This is a genomic window from Parvibaculum sp. (assembly GCF_049672805.1).
Classification (GTDB): Bacteria; Pseudomonadota; Alphaproteobacteria; order Parvibaculales; family Parvibaculaceae; genus Parvibaculum.
Genome location: NZ_JBATWS010000348.1, coordinates 1 through 2,929 on the forward strand (window position 1 = coordinate 1; position 2,929 = coordinate 2,929).

A 2,929-nucleotide genomic window follows, 5' to 3' on the forward strand; every position below is an offset into this window, starting at 1 on the left:
GAGCACGTCATCAAACCCTCCATCGACGCTTTCAACAAGGCGGCGAATGGCGAGATGATTATCGAGCTTTACACGGCAGATCAGCTTGTGCCGCAGGGCGAGCTTTTCCGTGCCGTGCAGCGCGGAACGATCGCTGCCGCGCAGAGCGACGATGACTCCATGGCCGCGCCGGTTGATGTGTCAGTCTTCGGTGCCTACTTCCCCTTCGCCTCCCGCTACGGCCTCGATGTGCCCGTCTTGTGGGAGTGGTACGGACTTCGCGAAATCTGGGAAGAAGCCTATGCCGAAGTCGAGGGCGTCACATGGCTCAGCACAGGCGCCTGGGACCCGTGCAACTTTGTGACGACAAAGCCGATCCGCTCGCTTGAAGATCTGAAGGGCTTGCGCGTCTTCACCTTCCCGACAGGTGGCAAGTTCCTTGAGCGCTTCGGCGTGGTGCCCGTCACTCTGCCTTGGGAAGACATTGAAGTCGCCATTCAGACAAACGAACTCGACGGCGTTGCCTGGTGCGGCGCGACCGAGACCTACACAGTCGGTTGGGCAGACATCAACAAATACTATCTGACCAACAATATTTCCGGTGCATGGGCCGGTTCCTACATCGCCAACACCGAAAAGTGGAATGCGTTGCCCGAGCATCTGAAAACGCTCTTTAAGCTGACGATGGACAGCTCGCATTATTACCGCCAGCACTGGTACTGGTGGGGCGAAGCCCATTACCGCACCACGGGCGGCAAGCTCGAACTGACCACCATTCCCGAATCCGAATGGAAAAAGGTGGAAGACGAAGCCCTGAAGTTCTGGGACGAGATCGCCGCTCGCTCCCCGCGCAACGCACGGGTTGTCGAAATCCTCAAGAAGTATGCCGACACCATGCGCAAGGCCGGTGCGCCTTATCGCTACGGCTGATCGCCAGGGCTTCAGCACATCTTCCGGGCTCCGTCGCAAGGCGGGGCCCACATTTTTTGAGGGCGATCTGTGATAGGTCGCTTTACCCTGCGGCTACCCTTGGTTTTCTTGTGACCTGCCAAGACCTTTTGACAGATAGTAAGGAGCCATTATCATTCTTCCCAACATGAAATGGGCGAAGCCCGAATAAATCGGAAGGGGAGACAATGGCGGACCAGGCAAACGCGCTGAGCGAGGAAGAACTGGGCTTCGATCCGAAGGCTCTGAAAGAGAAGTACCGCGCCGAGCGCGACAAGCGCCTCCGCAAAGAAGGCAATGAGCAATATGTCGAGATCAAGGGACAGTTCGCGCATTACCTCGAAGACCCCTATGTCGAGCCGGGCTTCAAGCGGGACCCGCTGTCAGATGAAGTCGATGTCGTGGTTGTCGGCGGCGGCTTTGGCGGCCTGCTTGCCGGTGCCCGCCTGCGTGAAGCAGGCGTAGAGCGGGTCCGCCTGATTGAGAAGGGCGGTGATTTCGGCGGCACATGGTACTGGAACCGCTATCCCGGTGCCGCCTGCGATATTGAATCCTATATCTATCTGCCGCTTCTCGAGGAAGTCGGCTACATGCCGGTCGAGAAATACTCGAAGGCCGCCGAGATTCTCGAGCACAGCCGTGCCATCGGCCGCCATTTCGGCCTTTATGATAATGCGCTCTTCCAGACCGAAGTGACGGAGATGCGCTGGGATGACAATGCCGCCCGCTGGATCGTTCACACCAACCGGGGGGACGCCATCCGCGCCCGCTTCATTGTCACGGCCAGCGGCCCGCTGCATCGCCCGAAGCTGCCCGGCATTCCCGGCGTTGAAAGTTTCAAAGGCCATTCGTTTCATACCAGCCGGTGGGATTATGGCTACACGGGTGGCGACTGCAATGGCGGCCTTGAAGGGCTGAAGGACAAGCGCGTCGGCATCATCGGCACGGGCGCAACGGCCGTGCAATGTGTGCCGCATCTCGGCGAATGGGCAAAGGAACTCTATGTCTTCCAGCGCACGCCGTCTTCCATCGATGTGCGCAACAACCGACCGACCGATCTGCAATGGGTGAAGAGCCTTGAGCCCGGCTGGCAGCAGAAGCGCATGGATAATTTCAATACGCTTGTCTCCGGCGGCTTTCAGGAAGTCGATCTCGTCAATGATGGCTGGACCGACATCATCGGCAATCTTCTGGTGATGGCGCGCAAGAACCCGAAGGGCCTTGCGCCGGAAAAACTCGGCGAAGTCATCCAGCTTGCTGACTTCAAGAAAATGGAATCAATCCGCGCGCGTGTGGACAGCGTCGTAAAGGACCCTGTCGCCGCCGAGGCGCTGAAGCCCTGGTACAACCAGTTCTGCAAGCGCCCCTGCTTCCATGACGAATATCTCCAGACCTTCAACCGTCCCAATGTTCATCTCGTCGATACGGCAGGGCGAGGCGTTGAACGCATCACCGAGAATGCAGTGATCGCGAACGGGAAGGAATATGAGATCGACTGCCTGATCTATGCCACAGGCTTTGAAGTGGGCACCGGCTATACGCGCCGCGCAGGCTTTGAAATCTATGGCCGGAACGGCCTCACCCTCACCGAAAAGTGGAAGGACGGCGTGTCCTCGCTGCATGGTATGCATACGCGCGGCTTCCCCAACTGCTTCATCGTTTCCAATGCGCAGGCAGGCTTCACCGCCAACTATCCGCATATGCTGAATGAGCAGTCGAAGCACCTTTCCTACATCGTGCAGAAATGCCTGAGCAGCCAGGCCCGCGTCGTGGAGACCACGCAGGAAGCGGAAGATGCCTGGGTGGAAGAGGTGATGAGGGTCGCGGTTTTCAACCGGCGTTATCTCGAAGAATGCACACCCGGCTACTACAACAATGAGGGCCAGCCCTCTAGCGCGGCTATCCGCAACGGCTCCTATGGCGCCGGTTCCATCGCCTTCATCAAGATACTTGAGGAGTGGCGAGCGAAGGATGATCTCGCGGGTCTGGAACTGCAGTGAGC

At 58.4% G+C, this 2,929-nt stretch carries 2 protein-coding genes; both read left to right on the top strand.

The genetic code is table 11. From position 1 onward, the window contains the following. The coding region (locus WBF74_RS10980; RefSeq protein WP_424439512.1) for a TRAP transporter substrate-binding protein at window positions 1–909 on the top strand (909 nt) is incomplete at its 5' end. A 206-nt stretch (window positions 910–1,115) separates the two neighbouring features. Further along, on the top strand, window positions 1,116–2,927 hold the full coding sequence (locus tag WBF74_RS10985; RefSeq protein ID WP_424439515.1) for a flavin-containing monooxygenase: 1,812 nt from the start codon (window positions 1,116–1,118) through the stop codon (window positions 2,925–2,927). Window positions 2,928–2,929: the final 2 nt, after the last annotated feature.

Excerpts from the sequence above, each read along its gene's own strand:
- WBF74_RS10985 (WP_424439515.1), top strand. The coding sequence starts at position 1,116 with ATGGCGGACCAGGCAAACGCGCTGAGCGAGGAAGAACTGGGCTTCGAT.